Genomic DNA, 20,962 nt, shown 5'->3' on the forward strand with positions numbered 1-20,962 from the left:
ATTTATTCCTTCGCGCCTTTTTCTGCATTGATGCGCTTCGTCAACGCAGAATAAAGCGATGGCTGCATGTTATGAATATTGCCCATCATCCATCTAACATAGCTGATGGGCACCTCTTTGATGGGCCTACCTTTATATTTACCAAAGGGCATTTTACTCACTGGATTGGCGGTATTCGAGATAGCATGTGCCGCTGCAAAATCGGTCGGTGCAATCGCCAAACGCTCACAGCATGCCTGATAGAGCAGATAGCACATCCGTGCATCCCCTAACGCGTCATGGGCGGCCATCGTTATTGCACTCGCCTCGCCCTCGCCCAATAATTGCTCGATACACTTAGACTGACCATAAGCGCTCCATTCTGGAAAGGCGGCACGCGCAAGCCTCACGGTACAAATCAGCTTAGTAGATGGGCTGCCAATCACCCGCCAATCAAACCGGACATTATGGCCAATTAAGTACGCTGGTAATTCAAACTCAGCCAAATCAAAACGCTCAAGCCCTGCGACATCCTCATCGGTAATGCCGTGCACCTTGATGACAGTAGGTGATATTGAGCGGCCGCTGTTAAAGTATTGCATCCACTCATAGCCCGTCGCTACATTAATAGTCGCAACTTGGATAGGCCGTGGATCACGCCCTTGATCGGTTTCGGTGTCAATAATAAGCGCTGTGGCAGCCATAAACAAATCAGTCATAAAGAGTCAGCCATCAATAACAGCCATCGTATTTTAAAAGTTGTGTTTGAAAAGAAGCGTTATATTTATGAGGTTAAAATGCTGATATAACAATGCTATACACACGTTAATCGAGCAGACCCATATAATGTTGAATCAGGCAATAAAAGACATATAAGAGATATCGATGCCAGCAGATGAAAAAGTCCCGCAGCCAAAGCCCTCTTTTTTCAGTCGTGTGATCAGCATACTGACCAAGGCCACGCTACTGCTAGCGCTATTATTTGTCTTGGACAAACTGCTACCGAGCATTAGCCAGCAAACCCAGTCATTTGTGGTCGCCAAATGGCAGCAGCTGAGTCTATTGCAACAAGCGCTGCCCACAGAGAATAGCTTACCCAGCCCACTCCCAGAGCAAAACCTGACAGACACTTGGGGCGCAGCGCGTAGTCAAGGGCGCTCCCACGAAGGCATCGATATTTTTGCACCTCGCCACACCCCTATCCAGTCGACAACCCAAGGTATCGTCAGCAAAGTTGGCGAGAATAATTTAGGTGGTCGTGTGGTCGTGGTCGTAGGGCCGGGCGGTGCAGGGCACTATTATGCGCATTTAGAAGACTATGCCGACATCGCTCCCAATGACTGGGTCAACCAAGGCGAGGTGATCGGTTATGTGGGTGACAGCGGCAACGCAAAAGGCACACCGCCCCATGTGCATTACGGCATTTATATTAATGGTAGCGCGGTTAACCCTTATCCGCTTTTGCAAAAAGAGTAGCGTTTGCAACGCACTGTTTAGCACGTTCAAAGACCGCTTATTAATAGAACGCGTATCCTTAATCCGTAGACGCAGAGCGCACACAAGCTGCTGGGAACACCGCGCTAAATGTCGAACCCTCCCCTTCTACTGAGTCAATCTGCAAGTGTGCTTCATGCTGGTGCAAGACGTGCTTTACAATGGCTAACCCTAACCCCGTACCGCCTGTCGCACGGCTGCGACCTTTATCGATACGATAAAAGCGCTCTGTCAAACGGGCAATGTGCTGAGGTGCGATACCAAGGCCATCATCTTCGACAGCAAATCGACAACCATTCGCCGTCCGCGTCCAACTGATGGTAATATTGCCACCTTTCGGTGTGTATTTGATCGCATTAATCACCAAGTTGGACAACGCACTGTTCAAATACATCTCTGACCCATATAGCCCATCATAAGTGTCTATATGCAGATGAATGATGTGTTTGTAGGCTTGATTGTAAGCCTGCGCATCGTCATAGATATTGGTCAACAGCTTGGTCATATTTATGTAATTGAGCTCGTGAGACTCTTCAATCTCTATCTTAGACAACAGCAGTAAGTCATTTACAATTCTATTCATACGCGCAGTCTGCTGGGTCATCAGCTCAAAGCCGCGCCGCCACTTCGGTGGCATATCTGGCTGATCTGAAAAGTTTTCTAGATAACCCATCATCACGGTCAATGGTGTGCGCAACTCATGCGAGACATTGGCCACAAAGTCTTGACGCATTTGCTCTAAATGCCGCAAGCGGGTCACATCATAAATAAACAGCAGTTTCTCATCTCCAAAAGGCGTGATCTCACATTTTAAATAACGACTGGGATCACGCCACGACTCGAGATGCACACCGTCGTTGGGCAACGTGGTGTTTTTATAATACTGCCGAAATTCAGGTACCGTAATGTAATCAAAAATACTTTGACCTTTATCAATGGGCTGCAACGATAGCAAATCTTGCGCCGCTTGATTCCACCACTCTAGACCATCGTTATCATTGAGCAAAATCACCGCATCTCGTAGTGCTCGTAGTGCGCTTCTGATTTTTTGCAGTTGCTCCGCTGTATTCTGCTGGGAGATCGACTCTAATGTATTTTGCTTATTTTGTATGGGTGCCATCTTGTCCATTTCTCATCCTTACCACTATCCATTGCCTTAGATTAACATGGCTTATACCAGTTTAATTTGGCTCAATAAGGCTAGAAAGTCGATAGCCTGTACCGCGTACAGTCTGTATCAAAGTATCGCAATCGTGAGGGCGCAGCAATGTACGCAAACGCTTGATATGGACATCAATGGTTCTGTCTTCAATATAAACATTGCCGCCCCATACTTGATCCAGCAACTGTGTGCGCGTATAAGCACGCTCTGGATGACTCATAAAAAACGCCAATAATCGATATTCAGTAGGTCCAACGTCAATGACTCTACCTGCAGCGGTCACACGCTGACTTTTTGGATCTAAGCTTAGTTTTCCGATTTCGATAGACTTGTCGCTACTGAGTGCATTACTACGACGTAATACCGCTTTGATTCTAGAGACCAATTCACGAGTAGAAAAAGGCTTGGTCATATAATCATCGGCGCCCGCATCGAGGCCATGCACTTTGCTGTCTTCTTCGCTTTTGGCAGTTAGCATGATCACTGGTATCTCAGAGAGCAACTCATCGTTTTTGAGCATGCGACAAAAATCCACACCACTTTTATCGCCAGGTAGCATCCAATCCAACAAAATCAGCGCAGGCCTGTGGTCAACCACTTGCTGGTGCGCCTCGGACACATCAGCGGCTTGCAGGCTATCAAATCCAGCCATCTCCAATGTCATGACGACCATCTCACGAATGGCAGGTTCATCTTCAACAATCAAAATTTGCTCATTGTACATGTGGCATCTCAGTGTTAGAGGACAAAGTTTAGCAGGTGAAAAGACAATACATACTCGTCAGCTTCTATCTATTAAACGGATTAATTGTGACAGCTTAATGACAATGATTGTTTAAATTTCTCATGCTCTAAAGCACTGCGGTGGTTTAATTTATATCTAATAAAAAGTTTATCGGTCCATCATTGATACTCTCAATTTGCATGTCAGCGCCAAACTGACCAGTAGCAACGGTAGAATGCTGAGTCTTTGCGTACTCGACCAATTGAGCAAATAAGACCTGTGCCGCATGAGGTGGCATTGCCCCGCCAAAGTCAGGACGGCGACCTTTGTCTGTTTTTGCCATCAAGGTAAATTGTGACACCAATAACAATCCACCACCCACTTGCTGGATATTTTTATCCAGTTTACCGTATTTGGCAGGATCGTCGTCATTCTCAAAAATACGATACGTCAGGATTTTATCAATCATGCGCTGCGCGGTTTGGAGAGTATCATCGGGACCCAAGCCAATGTACGCCAATACCCCCTGCTCGATGCTACCCACACAATGCTCATCGACGGTGACACTAGCACAGTGTACTCGTTGTATAAGTGCTTTCATTTACTGATTCCTTACAGATTATGGTCATACAATACACGGCTGTCCATGATAAAATATAGCCATTCACTTGCCTATTAATGATTACACTAAACTTTATTTTGGTAGCCTTATTATGAATTTATTCACCACCTTACAACAGCTTGTCCCGCAGCAGCAGCTGAGTAAAGTCGCAGGGCGTTTGGCCGCCAGCCGTCATCCTTATGTCAAACGTACCTTTATTCGTAGCTTTGCCAAAGCCTACAATGTCAGCTTGGATGAGTATGAGCGCCAAAGTCTCAACGCTTATGAGAGCTTCAATGATTTTTTTACGCGTGAGTTAAAAGAAGATGCACGCCCTATCGACAGCACGGCTGATGGCATTGTCAGCCCTGCTGATGGTATTATCTCTCAACTAGGACAGATTGACGACCATAAAGTGTTTCAAGCAAAAGGGCGCTATTATGACGTTGGGCAATTACTGGCTGATAGCGAAGATGGTCGTTATTTTGCCGATGGGAGTTTTGCGACCGTTTATCTAGCACCCAGTAACTATCACCGCGTCCATATGCCATTTGCGGGTACATTGACCAAGACTCGCTATGTGCCTGGTACGCTGTTTTCTGTCAATACCACCACCGCTGCTAACGTGCCCGACTTGTTTGCGCGTAATGAGCGTCTGGTCTGTATGTTTGATACCCAGTATGGCAAAGCGGCCGTTGTGATGGTTGGCGCGATGATCGTCGCTGGTATTGAGACAGTGGCGACAGGCAAGATCGCCCGTACTGAGGACATACAAGAAGCGAATCACGATATGCGTTTTGAGAAAGGGGATGAGCTTGGGCGTTTTTATCTGGGTTCCACTGCTATTGTCGTGCTACCAAAAGCGGCAAAAGCTGACTGGCAAGAGACGATGCAAGCCAACAGTTTTGTAAAAATGGGACAGTTATTAGGGGTCACTAATAGCAAATAAGCTTGCTCTGTAATCACGACATAAAAGCCCAGTGCTACGTGGATGACGACGTGTTACTGGGCTTTTATGTGTCTGTCATTTATAGAGATTTTATCCACTTACTCATCAATCAACCATCCTTGCTGGGTCGCGTACTCAATATTTTTTGACAGCCAGTCATGAATGGCTGGGAAACTGTTTTTGATAAACGCATGGGCGCCCGCCACTTGTGTGCGCGTGACGCCAAGCTCAATCCACGTTTTGCCATTGGTATTTAGGTTTAGCAAAAATGGTAATAAACGATCAACCACGCGAAGCAGCTGAGCCTCTTTGCTGCGGCCTGTCTCTTGCGCCTCCCAAACCTCACTCAAGTCCCTAATACCATTGCCCCGCTCGCGTTGCAATCTAGCGATCCCAGCACGCTCTTCCACGTGGGCATCACGTCGCGTATTGGCATACAAGAAGGTGTCTCCCGCGTCAATCTCGCCCAAATCATGTACCAGAGCCATCTTGAGTACGCTCTCATGATTGACATCCAGCTCAAATAACTCAGCAATAGACCAACATGCCATCGCTAAATGCCAAGAATGTTCAGCAGAGTTTTCATGACGAGTGGTCTGTGTCACGTAGCTGCGGCGATTGATACGTTTGAGTGCATCTAATTCCAGTAAAAAATGCGTGACATCATCGATATTGATGTTTGAGGTGAGCGTGGCGTTGGTGAATGACATAGGTTTGTTTAAGGACATATTTTTCTCTGATGAAAAGCAAAATAGCGCTTATTTTATCAAGCGCTATCTCATGCAAATGACTGCGACGGGCTGCGTCAATTATTTGACTAAATGACTGATGGTTTTAAAAGCAGGGTCTTGACTGCTTCGGCACAGCTCAAACAAAATAGTCTCAACGGTGGTAATCACTCCACCTGCCCGGCGAATACGGCGAATGGCTTGTTTTTTATCATAAGGAAAACGTGAGCCGACTGCATCACCAATAATGACTGGTTGCATACCGTTATCAAGTAAATCGAGCGCTGTTTGGAGCACGCAGACGTGTGCCTCAACACCGAATAACAAGATAGTGCTACGATTCTGCTGCGCCAGATAGTGCCATGCGTCATTATTATCACAGGCGCTAAAGGTCACTTTTTCGAAGCTTTTGGCATTCTCACCTTCTAATACATCACGTATCTCGGGTAACGTATCGCCTAGACCTTTTTTATACTGCTCATTGAGCATAATAGGAATGTTGAGCGCCTGCAGACCTTTGATCAGCGTTACTATTTTTTTTAAAATATTTTCATGGTCATAAATGTGCGGCGTTAAGCGCTCTTGTACATCGATAATCATCGCTTGTGTGTTTTCACGAGCAATTCGATAGGTACGATCGGTAATCATAGTAGACATAGTACACTCCTTGTACGGCTGACATTTATTATTCAAAGCGATGTTAAAGGTAACATCAATAGTGTCTTAGCTCAGCTTACTCTTATTTAGTCACAGTTTGGCTGATGCGTCAATGGAGATAACTTTTAATCACAGTTTATCACTGATTTTATGCTTGTATACTGCACCCTTTTAACCCACAAAAAAACCTCCAGTCATCGTGACTAGAGGTTTTTATCAGTGCATTTACGGACGTTAAACATTATAAATCGGCGATCAATTTATAAATTTAGACGCGCTCAATAACGGTAGCGATCCCTTGACCAAGACCGATACACATTGTCGCTAGACCGATTTCAGTGTCTGATTGCTCCATCGCGTTTAGCAAAGTCACTGTGATACGAGCACCAGAACACCCGAGTGGATGACCAAGCGCGATCGCGCCACCATTGATGTTGACGATGTCTTGCTTGTCAGTCAAGTTTAGTGCTTTTAATACGGATAAGCCTTGCGCTGCAAATGCTTCGTTTAGCTCGATGGTTTGCATGTCATCGATGCTCATGCCAGCACGCTTCAACGCTTTATTGGTAGCAGGGACAGGGCCATAACCCATAATAGCCGCATCACAACCAGCAACGGCCATGCTACGAATACGAGCACGTGGCTTTAGACCCAAATCTTTGGCTTTTTGTGCGCTCATGACGAGCATCGCTGACGCACCGTCAGATAGTGCAGATGAGGTTGCCGCAGTCACTGTACCACCTTTTGGATCAAACGCTGGACGTAGCTTTTGCATTTGCTCCATCGTTGCATCTGGACGAATGACTTCATCCACGGTACACAGTTGCAAGCGACCAGCAGCATCATGACCTTCGATGCCGATGATTTCATTGTCAAAACGACCTTCAGTGGTGGCAGCCCATGCACGGCGATGTGACTCAAGACCAAAAGCGTCTTGCTCTTCGCGTGTGATGTTATTCATACGGCCAAGCATTTCAGCCGTCAAGCCCATCATGTTTGAGGCTTTAGCGTAATGCTTTGATGCTTCAGGATTGAGATCAACACCATGCATCATGCCCACGTGACCCATATGCTCGACACCACCAATGATAAAGATCTCACCTTGGTTGGTCATGATTTGCGCGGCGGCCGTGTGTAGCGCCTGCATAGAAGAACCACACAGGCGGTTCACCGTTTGGCCACCCGCTGTCTTTGGAATGCCCGCCAATAAGCCGATGTTACGACCGATATTTAGGCCTTGTTCTAGCGTCTGGTTGACACAGCCCCAGATGATGTCTTCAACGTCACGTGGGTCAAAGTCGTTACGTTCAACCAACGCACGTACGAGTTCAGCAGACATGCTATCAGCGCGCACATGACGGAACATACCGTTTTTAGATTTACCCATCGCTGAGCGTACGCCATCTACGATGACCACGTCTTTTGGACTTAAAGTTGTCATACTATCTTCCTTTTCAATTTTTATTGTCAGTGTAGCCAGCTCATTTACGCTTTATCACATCGCAATCTTGCTGAAGGTACGATAGGTACCTCTGCGCGCGATGCCTTTGACCAGCGTTTGAACCAACTGTAACCGTACGTTTGCCCCTGAAGAGTATCATCACACCAGTGGCTTCCCTCTCAATAAGCAAACGTACTGCACTTCATCCTAGTAATGACCGCCCTTTACGCTGTTGCGTAAAAGGTCTCGCCTGCTGCTGCCATGTCGCGAATCTTTTGCGGCGCTTCATAGGCTTTGCCAAGGTGCGCGTATTTTTCACACAGTGCCAAGTAGTTATCTAGACCCATTTGGTCGATATAACGGCAAGGACCACCGCGGAATGGCGGGAAACCAACGCCCATAATCATCGCCATATCCGCTTCAGATGGCGTAGACACAATGTTGTCTTCTAAGCAGCGTACGGTTTCATTACAGAAAGCCAGCATGGTGCGGTCGATGATCGCTTGATCATCAAACGCTTGCTTGTCACTATCAGTCGTGGCTTTTAGTAACTCATAAGTGGCGTCATCCGCAACTTTCTTTGGCTTACCGCGCTTGTCTGTCTCGTACTTGTAAAAACCAACGCCGTTTTTCTGACCTAGGCGCTCGTTTTCATATAAATGCTGAATCGCCCCTTTATAATCAGGCTTCATGCGATCTGGGAAACCTTCCGCCATAACTTCTGCGCCATGGACACCTGTGTCTAAACCGACCACGTCGATTAGATAAGCAGGACCCATTGGCCAGCCGAATTTTTCCATGACTTTATCGACATGAGCAAAATCAGCACCTTGCTTTAGTAGCAAGTCAAACGCGCCAAAGTATGGGAACAGGACACGGTTTACCAAGAAACCTGGGCAGTCGTTGACCACGACAGGCACTTTGCCCATTTTAGAGGCGAGCGCAACGGTGGTCGCGATGGCTTCTTCAGAGGACTTCTCCCCGCGGATAACCTCTACTAGCGGCATACGGTGCACAGGGTTAAAGAAGTGCATACCAACGAAGTTTTCTGGACGCTCAAGCGCTTCTGCTAGGTAAGTAATAGAAATGGTTGAGGTGTTTGACGCTAAGATGCAATCATCCTTAACCAAGCCTTCCACTTCTTTTAACACACTACGCTTAACGTTTGGATTTTCTACCACAGCTTCGATGACAATATCGGTATCGCTAAAGTCACCATAGTTTAAGGTTGGACGAATGCGGCTTAACGTTTCACCCATTTTTGCTGGGGTCATTTTCTTACGTTCAACCATTTTGCCAAGCAGTTTACTGGCTTCACCCATACCAAGGTCTAATTGCTCAGCCTTGATGTCTTTCATGATGATTGGTAGGCCTTTGCTCGCCGCTTGATAAGCGATGCCGCCACCCATGATACCTGCGCCCAATACCGCCGCTTCAGTGATTTCATGGGCTTTTTTGCTGTGCTGCTTCGCTAATTTTTTGACCAACTGATCGTTTAAGAACAGACCAACCAAGCTTTCTGCTTGTGGGGTTTTCGCGGCTTTTGCAAAACCGGCGGCTTCTACTTCAATCGCTTTATCGCGTGGCAGATTGACGTGCTTCTCAATCGTCTCGATAGCGATTGCTGGCGCTGGGTACTGTTTAGGATTGGCTTTGGCAAAAATCATGCCTTTGGCACTGTTGAATGCCATGGCTTGCTCAAGCTGGTTTAGCTTAACAGGCGCAAGCTTTTCTTCGCGTTTCGCTTGCCAATCAAGCTCACCTGAGATACATTTTTTGACCAAATCAATCGCCGCATCTTGCAGGTCATCAGCCGGTACAGTTGCATCAACCAAGCCTAGCTTTAAGGCATCAAGAGGTTTTTTTGGCGTACCAGTCGCGATCAGCTCAAGCGCATTGTCGATACCAATCACACGCGTACTACGAACCGTACCACCAAACCCTGGGAAAATGCCCAGCTGAGTTTCTGGTAGACCAATGATTGCTTTGTCACTCATGACACGGTATTCACAAACCAACGTCATCTCACAACCACCGCCAAGCGCTGCGCCATTGATGGCAGCTACTTTCGGAAACGGCAAGTCTTCAAAGCGGTTAAAGGCGTCGTTAACGTCAACAACCCAGTCTTTAATCTCGCTCTCTGGCTTCTTAAAAGAACCAACAAATTCTGTGATGTCAGCACCGGCGATAAACACGCCTTTACTTGAGGTGACGATAAGGCCTTTTACGTTGTCATCTTTTTCTAAAGCGCTTACAGCTTCGCCAAATTGCTTATTGGTCTCAGCATCAAACTTATTCACGCTCTCATTTTCGGCGTTGTACTGCATGTTGGCGATGCCATCCTCTAGCATTGTCACCGTAATGCGATTTCCTTGGTATACCATTTGAAACTCCTTTCTATATAACGAAAGCTACGTTTTGGATTAAAATAAATAGCCAGTTACTGTTAGTAAAATGGGTAATAGCACTGTATTAACCTGCCCGCTCATTATGATAAACAACCCCATCATGATAAACACCTAGCAGATTAATCAGTGAAGATATCTTTGTTATCCAGCGCTCATGATTTTGTATTCACTGCTATTTTGACGTCTCTTGCACAAACTCACACGGCACGTTATTTATATACTATTGGTGCCGATAATAATGTGACAAACACGGTTTAGGCTTGGGTCTCGTGTGAGTTTTTCGCTTAGACAGATGGGCAAAACCCCCATTCTCATCACCAGACCACTTTCACGCCAATTAGTGTAGGGGATTATGCCCCTGACTGTCACAAGCTAATACCATACTCGCAAGTCACTCTTAAAGCTATAGTAGCCCTTTACCTTCCTGCCAACGTGCTTTAAATGACTGCTTGCACACTGATATTTTATCCCAAATATCCACGCTTCAGCACGATCGACAGTAGCTTATCAGTCTCTCAATTGCCTCATTTATCAAAGCACATTCAAACAGCAAATTAAATCGCCAATACGTAACGAGGGCTTGTTGGCGTATTTCACGCTGTTTTTAACATGAACCAGCAAAAAATAATTCATCGACCATACCTGCCGGACAAGGATTACAATCTATCATGCTACACTAACGATATTTTTATTATTCCTCTTATAAATGGTTGGGTTATGACTGTTTCTTCTACACCAAGCTTTATGTCTTTTGATGGCGCTGACCACAGCACCGAACAATTCCACAGTGCCGTGCGCGCCCAATTGGCTCAAGATATCGAGGTGATGTTTGCTTATGCCAAACTTCCTACTCCCCTAGTTGATGCGTGTCGTTATGTGATGACCGGCCAAGGCAAGTTGGTGCGTCCATTGATGGTCGCCAGCGCCTTTGCCAGCGTCAATGATGGTATGAAGGTGGCTACCAATATAAATACTGCCTCAGACGCCCTTTCATCTAGTAGTCGTACCAACCTGACAGATACCGCGCTAAATGATGACTTAGAGATGCTGTTAGAGAACGACTCGGACTATGATATGTGTCGCCGTGCTGCGTTGGCGGTGGAGCTGCTGCATACCTATTCATTGGTGCATGATGACTTACCCTGTATGGACGATGATGAGCTGCGCCGTGGTCAACCGACCTGTCATATCGCCTTTAGTGAGGCGACCGCGCTACTGGCAGGAGATGTATTGCAGACGCTCGCCTTTGAAGTGTTGACCGCAGAGATGCCCACCTTTGCGCCCTTTGATACCGCTATCGCAAGCCAGCTATTTGCTGTATTTGCGCCGCGTGCCAGACGTATGGTGGCAGGCCAAATGCTTGATCTCAATGCTGAAGCCAGCCCCCACATCTCACAAAGCGATTTAGAAGCCATCCACCGTGATAAAACGGGCGCATTAATTGAAGCGGCGATGCTCATGGGCGGTATTTGTGCTGGCGCGACGGCTTTGCAGCGCATGGCGTTACAAGAGTGCGCTCAGCACATTGGTCTCGCTTTCCAAGTCCAAGATGATATCTTAGATGTGACCACCAGCACGGATACGCTCGGCAAACCTGCTGGTAGCGATGAAAAACTAGACAAGTCCACCTATGTCAAACTAATGGGTGTTAAAAACGCAACGGCTTATGCGCAATCGCTGTTTAATGACGGACGCGCTGCCATTACTCGTGAGCTGAGCCGTCATGAATCAAGCAGTAACACCGACAACGATGCTCTACTGGCACTAATAGAATGGCTATGGGCCCGTAAAAAATAACCAAAAATTTAATCATCAAAGAATGGTAATGAGTGGTCAACATGGACAGTAACCCTACCCCGCGTATTTATCTTGGCACTGGCGGCTATAGCGATACCGATCTGCTCGGCACGCTGTATCCCACTGGCACAAAAAAAACAGATTTTTTGCGTGAGTATGCCAAACAATATGGCGCGGTGGAGGTTAATAGCACCTTCTACGCACCCATCGGCCAAAAAGCCTTTGCCGGTATGGTCGATAAAGCCTATGCGCAGGCAGACAGCCAATTAAAATTTGCCGTGAAGCTACATCAAGACTTCACCCATGCACGTAAAGGCACTGCCGATCATGCGCAGGCTTTTTTGACCGCGCTCACGCCGCTTATCGAAGCGAATGCTTTAGCCCCATTACTCTTGCAGTTTCCACACGGTTTTGATCGTACCCGCGAGCACAGGCTTTATCTGGCCAACCTTGTCAGTTGGTTTCAGGACTATCCACTCGCCATTGAGTTTCGTCATAACGGCTGGCACACCCCGCAAGTGGTCGATAGCTTTATCAAGCAAGGTTTGATTTGGTGCAGTGTGGATTATCCCAAGGTGAATGGCCTGCCACCATCGCGGCTGATATTTACCGAGCGCACAGGCTATCTGCGTATGCATGGCAATAATCTAAACTGGTGGGATGCGATGAGTGCGAGCGACCGTCATGATTATCGCTATAGTGAGGCGGAAATGCAGGACTGGGCGCAGGCGATTGCCAATCAGCGCCAGCATTTTGACACGCTCTATATCTTCTTTCAAAACACCGTCAACGCGCATGCCTACTATAATATTGCGATGCTTAGAGAGGCGTTGGTTAAGTTTGGGTTTGAGGTGTTGTAGCTATTTCTACTCATTACTAAAATATTTTACACTTATTTGAACATTTATCTGGATTCATGAAATGGAAGATATTGAAATATACAATCTAGCTACAGATGTTATTTCTTCTATAGCTGCTGATCTGAATGAAAACTTATATTCTAAGATTAACGGTGTTTTATCAGTTTTGTGGAGAACAGATGAAAAATTTAATGCCTCAGCTCAATCAAATTCGAAAGTAGATGAGCCTCCAGTGCATACTGTAAATATGTATTACGAGTTAGCACGTCAGCTATATCGAGATATTGAGGAGTATTGCGCTTATATTGAAAGCGAATGTGACAAACCTATATTCGATACATTATTTGGAAGCCACCATAAATATAAAGAACTAATACCTTCAAGTTTTTCGAAAGCGGAATACAAAAAAAATATGTTTATCAGTACATTAACTTGGGTATTTTTTCATGAAATAGCTCATCTTAATCAGGAACATGGACACATTCGAAGTCAAATACTTCAAAGTGACAATCATTCAATAGATGAATGTAATATTTATAAATCAGAGAACTTAGAAGGAAGAGCTGCTGCCATATATCATACGACAGAAATGGCGGCAGACTTTGAAGCGGTATATATCTGTATCAAAGAATTAGTAAGGCATTTTAAAGGTATGGATTTAGAAGATTCTATAGGATCGTTTGCATGTGCGCTTTCTTGTGCTTTATATAAATTTCACGGTATTAAACCATTAAACATAGATTCAGCACCTAAAGGTACTCATCCTTCGGTAATTGTTAGATTAGAGCACCTTTTACCCCAGATATGGGAGTTTTTTGATATAGCAGAGGTGCAGTCTTTAGGTAAAATTAAGCTCAGTCGTTCTGAGCTAGTTTATATTTGTGAACTGCATTCGGTAACTGTAGGCTTATTCTGGTTCAGAAAGCAGCTATTATCAGAAGAAAAATTTCATGAGTTTCTTCATATAAGGACTATCGATAGAATAGGGGGTAGAGAGTATATGAAAACCATCATCAGTACGTGGGATGAAATTGAGCCAGAGATAAATAAGAACAAACGTTTTGACGACCCTCTTGCTTTGCTCAGGTTTACTGGACAGTATAGGGAGTTAGTATTTGAAACAATAAATAGCTAATGACTGTAATCAATCGAGTATATTCAAACCAAAAAAAGGACACCTCTCGGTGTCCTTTTTTATCAATCAAAACCTTAAGTTAAAGATTACTCTTCAACGCCAGCGTCTTGACCTTTATATTTTGCGTTTGCGTAGTCCCAGTTCACTAGCTTGTCTAGGAACGTATCGACATAATCAGGACGACGGTTACGGTAATCAACATAGTACGCATGTTCCCATACATCACACGTCAAGACGGCAATTTTGTCATGAGCAAGTGGGTTATCAGCATCGCTAGTATTCATCACTGAGAGTTTACCACCTACTTTATCAGTCACGAGCCACGCCCAACCTGAACCGAACTGTGAGGTAGCTGCGTTTTTGAACTCTTCACGGAACTTATCATAGCTACCGAAGTCTTCTTCGATTTTACCTTTTAGATCACCAGTAGGTTCGCCGCCGCCGTTATCTGGCGTCATGCAGTTCCAGTAAAATGTGTGGTTCCACACTTGCGCTGCTTGGTTAAACATCGTTTGCTTGCTGTCATCTTTTGCAGTCGCTTTGATGATCTCTGGCAACGTTTTGTCTTCTAGACCAGAACCTGGTAGTAGATCTTTTAGTTTGTTTACATAAGCTGCATGATGCTTATCATGATGATACTCTAGCGTCTCGGCACTGATATGTGGCTCTAGCGCGTCTTTTGCATATGGTAGGTCTGGTAAAGTAATGTTTGACATAATTATTTTATCCTTGCTGTTTTTGGCCGTTACGTGATAGAAACTGAATTCTACACTGTTCTTACCCTAAAAAATAGCGGCCTAAATTGGCTGAGTTTATTGTTTGAACTGAATGTTTTCGCTGCATACGTGTTATTGCCTAACACAGTAGCACGTATTATTATGAATCCAAAATTGACTTAACTATTATTCTGTGCCCAAAAGCCAAGTGTTTGACTTTATGCGCGTTTATTAACGTCATATTCACAAGCCATAAGATATAATTCACTGTAGCTTGCCGCCTATTATAGCAATAGTCAGCGTTAATATCCGTTACCAAATGTTATAGACGGCACAATCTGTATAGCCACGAGATATTGTTTACTGAGTAGTCACACCTGTTTTATAGCTCCAAGCTACCAGCGTTAAGCTCACGATTGGGTCGAGCAATATAACCATAGTAGTATAACCACAGCAACCGAACCAAAAGTCCAAAACAGACTGACCAAACCATCACTACTTACCTGACGGAATGACTCTATGAGCGCCACCAATCACTCAAACTTACTATCAGCCACTCAGTCGACAACCGATCACCAGTGGGTGCTCGCCAGTAATAATAAAGGCAAACTGGCTGAGTTTCAAAGGTTGTTTGCAGAAGCGAGTTTGGATGTCACTATCGTACCGCAAGGTCAGCTCGATATCGAAGATGCGATTGAGGATGGTCTAAGCTTTATTGAGAACGCCATTATCAAAGCACGACACGCCAGCCGTATCAGCGGATTGCCTGCCATTGCTGATGATTCAGGCTTATGCGTTCCTGCACTGGGTAATGCTCCAGGTATCTACTCTGCTCGTTATGCAGGCGAACACGGCAATGATAGCAAAAACAACGCCAAGCTCATCTCTGATTTGCAGCCTATTCGTAGACAACAGCCGGATAAAGCGGTGCAAGGTATGTTCGTTTGCGTACTGGCAATGGTGCGACATGCCGATGATCCGTTGCCGATTATCGCACAAGGCTTATGGCATGGTGAGATTTTAGAAGCGCCGCATGGTGATGGCGGTTTCGGCTATGATCCGTTGTTTTGGCTACCCAACTTGCAAGCGAGTGCGGCAAGCCTAAGCGCGGCTGACAAAAACCGTCTCAGTCATCGTGGTCAGGCAATTAAGCAATTATTGGCACAGCTACCTTTGTAGATCAGCCTAAAGCTTCTAGTCGATTCCATTTAGCGCTTTGACTGCTCATACGGATACAAGACAATCGAAGGCAATCGAGCGCAAATTGTTCTTTAAGTGAGATTGTCGATGTAGCAGATTCAAAGCGGATTGACGATAAAGAGATAATTTTTACTTTAATAAACAGATAGATTATACTGTTCTACTTTTAAAATTTTGCTGAAAGCCGTTATTTGTCTGTATAATTCACCAAAAAGCGTTATTATGCGGACCATTTACGGTTTATGATTGATATTTGATAGCCTTTATAATATCGGCAATTTCACAGCTTCGTACTCTTTAGATTGCTTGGCACTGACTGCGAGATTGCAGGCTATCATGCATTGTCCCCTATTTATTCCAACGGCAACGCCTAGTACATGCCCATATGTTGAGGCACAGTTGTCTATTACCATTTAACTCCAAGTACTATTAAATCAAACGTACTATTTAATCCTAAAGGTGTAATGAACATGGCTACAGATTTACAAGTCACAACCAACAAGCTATCTAATAAAGAAACCCAGCTAACGGTTAAAGTGCCCGTTGAAAAAATTCAAAACAAAGTTGAAGGTCGTATTCGTCAAGTGGCGAAAACTGCCAAAATTGACGGTTTCCGTAAAGGCAACGTTCCTATGTCACACATCCGCTCTCAGTACGGTGCTGGCATTCAACAAGAAGTCATCAACGATGTGATCCGTGACACAGTTTTTGAAGCGATCAAATCTGAAGACATCCGCGCGGTTGGCATGCCTAACATTGATGATGTAAAACTTGAAGATGATTTCTTGGTTTATCAAGCGACTGTTGAAATCTTCCCAGAAGTTGACGTACAAGGTATCGATGAGATCGAAGTTGAGCGTCACACTGCCCAAGTGAGTGACGAAGACGTTGACACCATGATCGAAAACCTACAAAAACAACGTGAAGAGTTCGTTGAGAAAAAAGGCATGGCGGCGAAAGACAACCAAGTGACGTTTGATTTTGAAGGCTCAATCGGCGGCGAAAAATTTGAAGGCGGCTCAGCGGAAGACTTCAAATTGGTGATCGGTAGCAACCAGATGATTCCAGGCTTTGAAGCGGGAATCAAAGGCATGAAAGCTGGCGAAGAAAAAGTCATCGACGTGACCTTCCCAGAAGATTACCAAGCTGAAAACTTGGCTGGTAAAGAAGCACAGTTCAAAATCAACGTAAAATTGGTTGAAAAATCTAAGCTACCTGAAATCAATGAAGAGTTCCTAGAGCTATTCGGCGTGACCGAGGGCGGCGTTGAGAAATTAAAAGAAGACGTACGCAAAAACATGGAACGCGAAATCAAAAACGCTGCGCGTAGCCAAGTAAAGCAAGCGACTTTTGATGCTTTGCTAGAAAAGAACGAGTTTGACGTGCCAAACGCCATGCTAGAGCAAGAAATCGAGCGTCAACGCAACATGATGATGCAACGTTTCTCTCAGCAGTTCGGTGCGAACGCTGATAGCTTCGATAAAGACATGCTGCCAAATGAGCTGTTTGAAGAGCAAGCATTACGTGCCGCCCGTCTTGGCATCATCGTTGCCCGTATCATCGATACCAAAGGCTTAGAAGTAGATCAAGAGCGCGTTGAAACCTTCATCAAAGAAGCGGCCGAAAACTACGAAGACCCAGCGGAAGTGATCGAGTACTATACCAATGACAAGCAGCAGCGCGCTAACATTGAGTCTGTGGTATTAGAAGATCAAGTGGTGGATTATCTGATCGAGCAAGGTAAAGTCACTGACAAAGAAGTCAGCTACCAAGACTTGCTAGCCGCTCAGCAACAACAGCAGCAAGCAATGTAATTGATGCGACATGCTGTCTTTTTAGACACGCATTAGTCGGTTATCAAAACTAAAATGCGCCCCCAGCCAAAAGACTGGGGGCGCATTTTTTGTGGCGTTATGGCGTTTCGGTGGCAGCGCGATCTAGTACTAAAGTCATCAATACATATAAGGTGCTTACAAAGACACCGCTGCCAAAGCCACACACCTACAAGTCAAAACATAAAGAGCGCGTTACACTAAAGCGGGCGCTAACACCGCCCCTACGCCCAATAATACTAATCCACGCTGTAGCCACAAGTTACCACCCAAGCGTTGTTGCAACTGCTGACTGATCAGCGTACCGACTGCATATAACGCCACCATAGTCACCAGCATGCCGGCGTAAAAGCCCAGCTGACCGCTCATACCAACGTTTGCTGGCACTTCCAGCGCATGCGCCATCCCATGAAAGACTGCCAAACCACCAAAACCAAATGATGACAGCTTTTGCATACTGGGTGTGCGTGCTGGTCGCGTTGGCACTGAGAGTGCGTCTTGTCTACTTTTAGAGCTCATTAAAATCATGGCCAATACGGCCACTGATAGTAATATGGCCATTTCCACAAACCCAGTTGCTGCGGCAAATCCCGCGCCCCCCATCAAAACGCTAGCAGTGCCTAATATCGCCCCCAAGGACAGCCCTGCTGTCAGTGACACCATACCTAGGCGTTGTTTTTTCAGCCCATAAAACAACATGCCCATACCGACTGCCAAAAACAGATGATCCAGCCCCGTCACTGGGTGCATCAGCCCCGCTTGCAACGTGCCTACAAATGACGGCGCTTGCACTGTCGTTGAGTGAATATGTCCTGAGTGCGCCTGCGCTAACGACGGTAGCATTAGTAATGTCGCCAGCACAGTTGAGCCCGTCACGAGGCTACGAGCTGAGAGGGTTTGTGAAAAACGCGAACTTTTTGTATTTGCTATCATGGGACTTTCCTTATTATTCATATTCTAACTTTCGATGATCTTCGTTGGTGAAGCGCCGCTGACTAAGCGAGCATGCCGTGCTCTTTGATAAACGCGATGATCTCACCCAGCCCATCACCCGTTTTCATATTGCTAAAGATAAAAGGTTTGTCGCCACGCATTTTTTTCGCATCGCGCTCCATGACGTCAAGCGAGGCGCCGACCATTGGCGCCAGATCGGTCTTATTGATAATTAATAAATCAGATTTGGTAATACCCGGGCCACCTTTACGAGGTATCTTATCGCCTGCCGAGACATCGATGACATACAAAGTCAAATCAGACAGCTCTGGACTAAACGTCGCGGCCAAATTATCGCCACCTGATTCGATGATGATCATCTCCAACCCCTCAAAGGTCGCTTGTAGCTCAGCGATGGTGGTCAAGTTGATTGACGCGTCTTCACGGATAGCGGTATGCGGGCAGCCGCCGGTCTCTACGCCGCGGATACGCTCAGCTGGCATGGCATTGTTGCGCGTCAAAAACTGTGAGTCTTCTTTGGTATAAATGTCGTTGGTCACAACTGCCATATTGACTGTATCACGCAGGTTTTGGCAAAGCCGTAAGGTCAAAGCCGTCTTACCACTACCGACAGGGCCACCAATACCAAGGCGCAAACACGATAGCGCAGAAGGTGCGGGCTGGTTTAAACTGTCACTACCGGCCAGTGAGTCTGAGGTAGTTTGGGGGTGTTGCGGTTTGAGCGGGGTTAGAGACATGCTGGGCTCCTTAAACGGTTCATATGCGGTAAAATATAAATAGGAACAACTATCAAACTATGAGCGGAATAACCGGCTGTATTGCTCCTCATGCATACTTGAGAGGATAGCCAGATTGGGTAAATTATTAGAAATATTAAGGCTTTTATAGAGGTCTTGACACAGCCGCTGACAGGCTTGATCTTCACTTGCAGCGAGCGTATCGACAATCTCTTGCGCCGTGGTTAAGTCCTCAAAGGCACGCTGTACCCTATCACTGAGCGTATCGACCTGCGCGCTAAGCTTACGCTGTAATTGCCACAGGATACGCTGACCTGCCATTTGTCCTAGCGGCACTGTCTTAACAGCAGCGAGCACCATATTCTCTAATTGCGCAAATCCATAAGTGCTCATTGATTGCGCCATTGACAGTTGCCAGTGCTGAGTAATATGGGCGAAGAGCGGTAAAAACCCATCTTCAGGCACCTCCGTGGGTACGCCAAGACTCAGCACTTCGTTGAGCCACGCCACCATCGCTTGTGCCAGTTGCTGAGACTCAAGTACAAACTCTTTACTCTCTAAGCTGGCATGATAATCGTGTGCCAAACTCGCAGCCAGCGCGTCATGACCTTGACTCAGCGCTTGCATGATCAGCCCCAATATGGGCAGCTCGTAGCCAATGACGGCAAGCTCTAGGTAGTCCTGCATGAATACAAGGGTACTGGCCTCATCAGAAATCACCCCTGACTCAATCGCTGCCTCCACACCTTGTGAATAGGTGTAGCTACCAATAGGTAAATTGCTGGATGCCAGTATTAGCAGCCGTCCGAGCTGATCGGACTGATCGGACTGATGTAACTGAGCACTGTTATCAACCATCATTTAAACTGGCCTACAGGCTCATCAGGATGGCTATGACTATGGCCGCTCTCATGGCCTTGCTCATGCTTATGACTGTGTGAGGTACTGTGCGGATGACTATGCGCGTCGCTACTTAAATGAGAGTGAGAATGGCTGTGCGAATGCCCTTGGCCTGACTGATAGGCGCCCGTCTCAGGCTCGAATGGGACTGACGTAGACTCGGTATGTAGACCAAGATTTTCGAGCATTTGTGCCAGAACATGATCGTTTTCAAAATATAGCGCATACCCTGCATCGCCCTGATCAAAACTGTGATCAAACATGAGTGGCACATGACGATTGCCCAAATGATAAGCGCCTTTCATTAATAAAAAGTCATCATCAGCCGTTACTTTGGTTACCGCTTGCGGCTTGGCGATGACCTGCATCAGCTCGCCTGTCGCACTGATTAGGACATCATCTCCTTTTAATACGCCTGTACGAGGCAAGTCAACCCCAACGGCCTCACCTGAGACTGTCATGGCTCTAAAGCGAGAATGCTGACGGGTATCAAAATCTAGCAGTAGATAGTCATCGGCTTGTTGCTGTTCTGCTAATTGTGCTTTTTGAATGTCGCTAACCGTACTTAAACGGGTGTTAAATATTTTCATAAATAGGCTGCTCTACTGATTGTGGCTCAAACTATTGGTCAATAATATGGACGGTAAAGGGACTAGAGATGAAGGCAAAACCTCACCCAAAAAATCCG

Annotated in this window: 20 protein-coding genes; 7 read left to right on the forward strand and 13 right to left on the reverse strand. The window is 45.9% G+C overall.

Annotated elements, in window-relative coordinates:
• Positions 1 to 2: 2 nt before the first annotated feature.
• Positions 3 to 698 (reverse strand): putative quorum-sensing-regulated virulence factor, encoded by a 696-nt coding sequence (locus DVY93_RS06675; protein WP_230709885.1) that lies wholly within the window; start codon positions 696 to 698, stop codon positions 3 to 5.
• 166 nt (positions 699 to 864) lie between these two features.
• Here DVY93_RS06675 and DVY93_RS06680 point away from each other — a divergent pair, with 166 nt between their 5' ends.
• Positions 865 to 1,455, forward strand: coding sequence for a M23 family metallopeptidase (locus DVY93_RS06680; protein WP_230709887.1), 591 nt, complete (start codon positions 865 to 867; stop codon positions 1,453 to 1,455).
• A gap of 58 nt (positions 1,456 to 1,513) precedes the next feature.
• On the opposite strand, the gene phoR is transcribed toward DVY93_RS06680, so the two are convergent.
• The 3 genes from phoR to dtd form a co-directional block, all read right to left on the reverse strand.
• Entirely contained in the window at positions 1,514 to 2,602 is a 1,089-nt protein-coding gene (gene phoR / locus DVY93_RS06685) for a phosphate regulon sensor histidine kinase PhoR (protein WP_230709888.1), read from the reverse strand.
• Between the two features lie 52 nt (positions 2,603 to 2,654).
• Complete coding sequence (gene phoB / locus DVY93_RS06690; protein ID WP_193005198.1) at positions 2,655 to 3,359, reverse strand: phosphate regulon transcriptional regulator PhoB; 705 nt, start codon at positions 3,357 to 3,359, stop codon at positions 2,655 to 2,657.
• 145 nt (positions 3,360 to 3,504) lie between these two features.
• Positions 3,505 to 3,960, reverse strand: a complete 456-nt coding sequence (dtd, locus tag DVY93_RS06695) for a D-aminoacyl-tRNA deacylase (RefSeq protein WP_193005197.1) — start codon at positions 3,958 to 3,960, stop codon at positions 3,505 to 3,507.
• A 112-nt stretch (positions 3,961 to 4,072) separates the two neighbouring features.
• Here dtd and asd point away from each other — a divergent pair, with 112 nt between their 5' ends.
• On the forward strand, positions 4,073 to 4,909 hold the full coding sequence (asd, locus tag DVY93_RS06700; RefSeq protein ID WP_230709889.1) for an archaetidylserine decarboxylase: 837 nt from the start codon (positions 4,073 to 4,075) through the stop codon (positions 4,907 to 4,909).
• A 98-nt stretch (positions 4,910 to 5,007) separates the two neighbouring features.
• On the opposite strand, the gene DVY93_RS06705 is transcribed toward asd, so the two are convergent.
• From DVY93_RS06705 to fadB, 4 genes are all read right to left on the reverse strand, one after another.
• Positions 5,008 to 5,637: an HD domain-containing protein gene (locus tag DVY93_RS06705; RefSeq protein WP_230709890.1), complete on the reverse strand. Its 630-nt coding sequence runs from the start codon at positions 5,635 to 5,637 to the stop codon at positions 5,008 to 5,010.
• Positions 5,638 to 5,718: 81 nt separating this feature from the next.
• Entirely contained in the window at positions 5,719 to 6,294 is a 576-nt protein-coding gene (locus DVY93_RS06710) for an isochorismatase family protein (protein WP_198334851.1), read from the reverse strand.
• 268 nt (positions 6,295 to 6,562) lie between these two features.
• Complete coding sequence (fadA, locus tag DVY93_RS06715; RefSeq protein ID WP_193005194.1) at positions 6,563 to 7,735, reverse strand: acetyl-CoA C-acyltransferase FadA; 1,173 nt, start codon at positions 7,733 to 7,735, stop codon at positions 6,563 to 6,565.
• Between the two features lie 224 nt (positions 7,736 to 7,959).
• Complete coding sequence (gene fadB / locus DVY93_RS06720; protein ID WP_230709891.1) at positions 7,960 to 10,119, reverse strand: fatty acid oxidation complex subunit alpha FadB; 2,160 nt, start codon at positions 10,117 to 10,119, stop codon at positions 7,960 to 7,962.
• Positions 10,120 to 10,860: 741 nt separating this feature from the next.
• On the opposite strand from fadB, the gene DVY93_RS06725 reads away from it, so the two are divergent.
• From DVY93_RS06725 to DVY93_RS06735, 3 genes are all read left to right on the forward strand, one after another.
• The gene (locus DVY93_RS06725) at positions 10,861 to 11,940 is read left to right on the forward strand and encodes a polyprenyl synthetase family protein (protein WP_230709892.1); all 1,080 of its coding nucleotides are present in this window, start codon (positions 10,861 to 10,863) and stop codon (positions 11,938 to 11,940) included.
• Positions 11,941 to 11,981: 41 nt separating this feature from the next.
• The gene (locus DVY93_RS06730; RefSeq protein WP_230709893.1) at positions 11,982 to 12,800 is read left to right on the forward strand and encodes a DUF72 domain-containing protein; all 819 of its coding nucleotides are present in this window, start codon (positions 11,982 to 11,984) and stop codon (positions 12,798 to 12,800) included.
• A 61-nt stretch (positions 12,801 to 12,861) separates the two neighbouring features.
• Positions 12,862 to 13,935, forward strand: coding sequence for a hypothetical protein (locus DVY93_RS06735; RefSeq protein WP_198334855.1), 1,074 nt, complete (start codon positions 12,862 to 12,864; stop codon positions 13,933 to 13,935).
• Positions 13,936 to 14,021: 86 nt separating this feature from the next.
• On the opposite strand, the gene DVY93_RS06740 is transcribed toward DVY93_RS06735, so the two are convergent.
• Positions 14,022 to 14,651, reverse strand: coding sequence for a superoxide dismutase (locus DVY93_RS06740; protein WP_193004671.1), 630 nt, complete (start codon positions 14,649 to 14,651; stop codon positions 14,022 to 14,024).
• A 519-nt stretch (positions 14,652 to 15,170) separates the two neighbouring features.
• Between DVY93_RS06740 and rdgB the strand changes: the two genes are divergently transcribed.
• Complete coding sequence (rdgB, locus tag DVY93_RS06745) at positions 15,171 to 15,830, forward strand: RdgB/HAM1 family non-canonical purine NTP pyrophosphatase (RefSeq protein ID WP_230709894.1); 660 nt, start codon at positions 15,171 to 15,173, stop codon at positions 15,828 to 15,830.
• A gap of 491 nt (positions 15,831 to 16,321) precedes the next feature.
• The gene (tig, locus tag DVY93_RS06750; protein ID WP_230709896.1) at positions 16,322 to 17,665 is read left to right on the forward strand and encodes a trigger factor; all 1,344 of its coding nucleotides are present in this window, start codon (positions 16,322 to 16,324) and stop codon (positions 17,663 to 17,665) included.
• A gap of 213 nt (positions 17,666 to 17,878) precedes the next feature.
• On the opposite strand, the gene DVY93_RS06755 is transcribed toward tig, so the two are convergent.
• From DVY93_RS06755 to ureE, 4 genes are all read right to left on the reverse strand, one after another.
• On the reverse strand, positions 17,879 to 18,616 hold the full coding sequence (locus DVY93_RS06755; protein ID WP_230709898.1) for a HupE/UreJ family protein: 738 nt from the start codon (positions 18,614 to 18,616) through the stop codon (positions 17,879 to 17,881).
• 62 nt (positions 18,617 to 18,678) lie between these two features.
• Entirely contained in the window at positions 18,679 to 19,374 is a 696-nt protein-coding gene (gene ureG, locus DVY93_RS06760) for an urease accessory protein UreG (protein WP_230709900.1), read from the reverse strand.
• Positions 19,375 to 19,431: 57 nt separating this feature from the next.
• Entirely contained in the window at positions 19,432 to 20,235 is an 804-nt protein-coding gene (locus DVY93_RS06765; protein WP_230709901.1) for an urease accessory protein UreF, read from the reverse strand.
• On the reverse strand, positions 20,232 to 20,864 hold the full coding sequence (gene ureE / locus DVY93_RS06770; RefSeq protein WP_230709902.1) for an urease accessory protein UreE: 633 nt from the start codon (positions 20,862 to 20,864) through the stop codon (positions 20,232 to 20,234). The genes DVY93_RS06765 and ureE overlap by 4 nt, the downstream gene beginning before the upstream one ends.
• Positions 20,865 to 20,962 lie beyond the last annotated feature (98 nt).

Source organism: Psychrobacter sp. CCUG 69069 (assembly GCF_021023115.1).
GTDB classification, from domain to species: Bacteria; Pseudomonadota; Gammaproteobacteria; order Pseudomonadales; family Moraxellaceae; genus Psychrobacter; species Psychrobacter namhaensis.